This window comes from Mechercharimyces mesophilus (assembly GCF_059818345.1).
Genome location: NZ_JCBAPH010000012.1, coordinates 1 through 4,259 on the forward strand (window position 1 = coordinate 1; position 4,259 = coordinate 4,259).

Below are 4,259 nucleotides of genomic sequence, written 5' to 3' on the forward strand. Positions count from 1 at the left end.
ATTAGGCACGCCGCCAGCGTTCGTCCTGAGCCAGGATCAAACTCTCCATAAAAGAATTTGATTGCTCAAATTTCATTGACTTGGGTCTATCTTTCGCTCTTCAGTTTTCAAGGAACAATTTCTTTTTAGTCCCGCCATCCGGCGGTTTGTCTCGTCCACTCTTTCGTGGCGACAAGATCTATAATACCACGCTGTGATATTCTCGTCAACAGGTTTTTCGTTTTTTATTTACTGCCATTTCTCCTTCCCTATTCACCGACGTATATGAGAGAAACTCCTCTCTTCTATCGATCATAATATCCTGTCTTCCAGACTCAGTTAACCCATTTACAACGCATCCAAATTCAAAAGGACTTTTACTAACATCCAAGTCACCAATAAGCCTCTCATTCGGAGAGGCTTATTGGTGCAGAATTGGTTAATTGCACACTTGATGGTTTCCCTCTGATCTCTCTTAAAAGACTTTTGGATGCGAACTACTTAAGAAAAATCTTCCGTCTCCACTACTTCTGTATACTCCATGAGATCCTGATCTAATCCTTCTTCTTGTCTTTTAATAGTCTGTTCGTCCCAATTCAATTCTTGAGCCATCAGCTTTCTGACGGGCTCTCTCCACTTTTTCACTGATGCTACATCAAAGAATAGATTTCCCGTGCGACGAACGAAGAAGTCACTCAAGGTTGCTACCATCTCATTTCGTAATCCATATATCACCATGCCATATACATCAGGGGCGATATCAAGTGAGTGATAATTGTTCGTATAATCCTGGATATATGCATACACTTCCTTCACATTGGAACCGTATAGCTGAATCAATTTTTTCGATTGATTTTCTCCCAATCCCAGCGATAGCCCCACTTCCACCTGCTGACGAAGGAATTCTTTCCATCTTTTCGATCCTCCAACCTCACCACCCGATATCACGATCTCATCCGTGTGACACTTGGGGAAGCTACGTCCTGTTTCCACATTCATCTGTTTCGCAACAAGATCGACTACTTTTTCGGCCATCTTTCGATAGCCCGTTAATTTCCCACCTGCAATCGTAATCAGCCCAGATTTTGAGAGGAACATCTCGTCTTTGCGAGAAATCTCAGAAGGCGATTTGCCCTCTTCATGAATGAGAGGTCGAATACCCGCCCATCCAGATTCAACATCCGCAGCTGATAATCCCAAGGAAGGGAATTGATTATTAATAGCATCCAATAGGTACTCCCGATCGCCTTCCGTTATGCGGGGATGCTTCAAGTCTCCTTGATAGTGAGTATCTGTCGTTCCAATATACGTTTTCCCGTCTCTTGGAATAGCAAAAATCATCCGACCATCGGGTACATCAAAATAAACGGCTTGTTTAAGGGGAAAACGTGCTTGATCCATTACAATATGAATTCCTTTGGTCCAATAAAGTGTCTTGCCTTCTTTTGAACCATCCATTTCTCGTAATCCATCCACCCAAGGGCCTGCTGCATTTACAATTTTATTAGCATGAACCGTAAAAGTATCGCCTGTAAGCAAGTCTTGCATCTTCACTCCAACGATGCGTCCCCCTTGATACTCGAAGCTGGTCGCTTTCATATAGTTGAATATCGCTGCCCCATAATCACTTGCTTTCTTTAGCACCTCCAATGTCAAGCGGGCATCATCCGTGCGATACTCCACATAGTAACCACCGCCACGTAATCCTTCATCTTTGAGCAACGGTTCTTTTTGTTTCGTCTGTTCTTTATTCAGCATTTTCCTTCTTTCCTTACGTTTCACTCCGGCCAATAAGTCATACACACGTAAGCCAAGCGAAGTGGAATAATAACCAAACGTCCCTCCTTTATAAAAAGGAAGAAGCATCCACTCCGGAGTCGTTACATGAGGGCCATTTTCGTAAACAATGGCTCTCTCTTTTCCTACCTCAGCCACCAGACCAATCTCTAGTTGCTTCAGATAACGTAATCCTCCATGCACCAGCTTAGTGGACCGACTGGAGGTTCCTGCAGCAAAGTCCTGCATGTCGATAAGGAGTGTTTGCATTCCTCGTGACTGGGCATCCAAGGCAATACCTGCACCTGTTATCCCACCACCGATGACAAGCACATCCACCTTTGTCTGTCGCATTTTCTTCATTTCTTCTGTTCGACTCTGAATCGAGAATGATTGTTCTTTCATAGTTTTAGACTCTCCTTTTACAAAAGAAAAAACCATCAAATCCCTATGTTATCGATCACATAGGGTTCAATGGTTTTCTCCGGTTCTCCGCGCCATATATTAACTTGTATGGTCAAACCCTGTTGGTGTTACCCAATGGGTCTATAGCACCTGTAGCTTCAATTGCGTTTCTCTATCCATTATATAATGCTTTGCGATCATTGTCACCTAATTGAGAGGTAAAGACATAATTCATCCTGTAATTGGTAACGACCCCTTTAGATAGTTGGAGATAAGATTAAAGGTCCCATAGCGCCTGTTCAGACGTTGTTACAGCAGCTGCTCCTGCTGATAGCGCACCTTCAACCTCGTCTTGCGTACGAACCAATCCCCCTGCTAAAACTGGTGTACGAATCATATCGCCCACTTCTTTAATAATCCGTGGTGGAAGTACCCCAGGCAATACTTCAACAAAATCAGGCTGCACCGATTTCATTAGACGTGCACTCGTTTCCAAGGCATGGGTGTCCAAGAGGAAGATACGCTGAACAGCCATTAACTTCTTCTTTTTTGCGACACGCAACACGGGAGCTCTGGTCGAGATGAGCCCATCTGGTTTCACCATTTGACAGAGGTATTCCGCTCCATATTCATCGCTCTTTAGCCCTTGAACCAAGTCAGCATGAAGTAAAACCTTTTTATGATGAGCCTTCGCCAATTTAATGAGCGAGGGAAGTTGGGCAATATGGGTTTCTAATAAGATGAGGTACGTATATTGACTTTCCACTAAACGCTCGAAGTCCTTAATCGACTTCGTAGCAGGCAATATTTTTTGCCCAGCAAAAATACTCATCACTTTATCCCCCTAGAAATATGCTTGCAAAGTCTTTCTGTAATCATAGCACTCCCTAAAACACAAGACATCTCCTATCTAATGTCACCAATCGATTGATAATAACATGAATCAAGTAGTGAAATCACAATACAAAAAGCTCTTGCAAGCAATTAGCTAAACATTCCTTGCAAGAGCTTTGTCTGATCAATTTTTCTAGAAAACGGGATTAATTGTTTATGTACCGCTCAAAAACAAAGCCAAAGTCTCTAACTGTATACTTTTTAGTGTTATTATCTAGCCATGCAAAAGCTTGATTTGTAATATCATGAAAATTCTGTGCAATAGAAGAATCTTCCTGATTATGATGCCGTCCAAGTGCCGAAGAAGCAATCTGCACACTATCTTTTGCATACTCCAATGACACCATGTTATCAGTAACAATCTCTTGGATTTTAAGAAGTGATTTGTAGAGGTCTTTCAATTGCTCTAACTGTTGTTTATGCACATCAATAGAGAATGAGGCACTGCCCAATTTAAATTTTATTTCTACATCCAAGTCAATCGTCCCTGCTGTTTCTAAAAACACTTGGGAAACGCGGTAACGATAATAATCATAGCGATAGAGGACTCTCTTTTTACTCGTCGCTGTCTTCCCGTCAAGATGAATAAGAGCTTTGTTAGTAAAGCAATATTCGTCCGCTTTCGATTTAATAACAAAATAGATCTTCTCACCATCTTCATGCATGACATAATCATCTGCATCTACTTTATCGTAATTTTGTGGCGCAATAATCCTCCCAACATCACTTAATCCCAACACATCTGAGGCAACTTTACCAAACATAACTCTCTCCCCTTTCGATTAGAAAGTTGTTAATTTACAGAAATAGTATATCGTTTAAAGAATATCATGTCAAACGAACTTAGATGGATGCTCATATCCCATCATCGTTAAATTGAATTAGACTTCTTCCACCAAGTCCTTCTTTAAAGTAGTAGAAAACGTTCTTCACCTTTCTTCCATTAGAAGGATTATGGTCGAAACATTATTTCACCACGTGGAGACTCTCATAAACGCTGACCTCTTCGCTCTCTAAGAGGCCTTACTCAACAACAAAAACAACCCTCTCACTTCGATTGAAATGAAAGGGTTGTTTTTATAGTGCCTGGCGACGACCTACTCTCCCAGGGACCTGCGTCCCAAGTACCATCGGCGCTGGAGGGCTTAACGATCGTGTTCGGTATGGGAACGAGTGGGTCCCCTCCGCCATTGCCACCAGACATA

3 protein-coding genes and 1 rRNA gene are annotated in these 4,259 nt (G+C 42.1%); all 4 read right to left on the minus strand.

Annotation, left to right across the window (positions count from 1 at the left end; all coding sequences use genetic code 11):
• Positions 1-480: 480 nt before the first annotated feature.
• The 4 genes from AC6RGY_RS16355 to rrf all read right to left on the minus strand — a co-directional run bounded on the left by AC6RGY_RS16355 (position 481) and on the right by rrf (position 4,255).
• Positions 481-2,160, minus strand: a complete 1,680-nt coding sequence (locus AC6RGY_RS16355) for a glycerol-3-phosphate dehydrogenase/oxidase (protein ID WP_499864863.1) — start codon at positions 2,158-2,160, stop codon at positions 481-483.
• A gap of 277 nt (positions 2,161-2,437) precedes the next feature.
• Complete coding sequence (locus AC6RGY_RS16360; RefSeq protein ID WP_499864865.1) at positions 2,438-2,992, minus strand: glycerol-3-phosphate responsive antiterminator; 555 nt, start codon at positions 2,990-2,992, stop codon at positions 2,438-2,440.
• Positions 2,993-3,200: 208 nt separating this feature from the next.
• On the minus strand, positions 3,201-3,818 hold the full coding sequence (locus tag AC6RGY_RS16365) for a PH domain-containing protein (protein ID WP_499864867.1): 618 nt from the start codon (positions 3,816-3,818) through the stop codon (positions 3,201-3,203).
• A gap of 320 nt (positions 3,819-4,138) precedes the next feature.
• Positions 4,139-4,255 (minus strand): 5S ribosomal RNA (gene rrf / locus AC6RGY_RS16370).
• Positions 4,256-4,259: the final 4 nt, after the last annotated feature.

What these genes read in the sequence shown, in the direction of transcription:
- AC6RGY_RS16360 (WP_499864865.1), bottom strand. Translation starts at nt 2,992, where the DNA reads ATGAGTATTTTTGCTGGGCAAAAAATATTGCCTGCTACGAAGTCGATT.
- AC6RGY_RS16355 (WP_499864863.1), bottom strand. Translation starts at nt 2,160, where the DNA reads ATGAAAGAACAATCATTCTCGATTCAGAGTCGAACAGAAGAAATGAAG.
- AC6RGY_RS16365 (WP_499864867.1), bottom strand. Translation starts at nt 3,818, where the DNA reads ATGTTTGGTAAAGTTGCCTCAGATGTGTTGGGATTAAGTGATGTTGGG.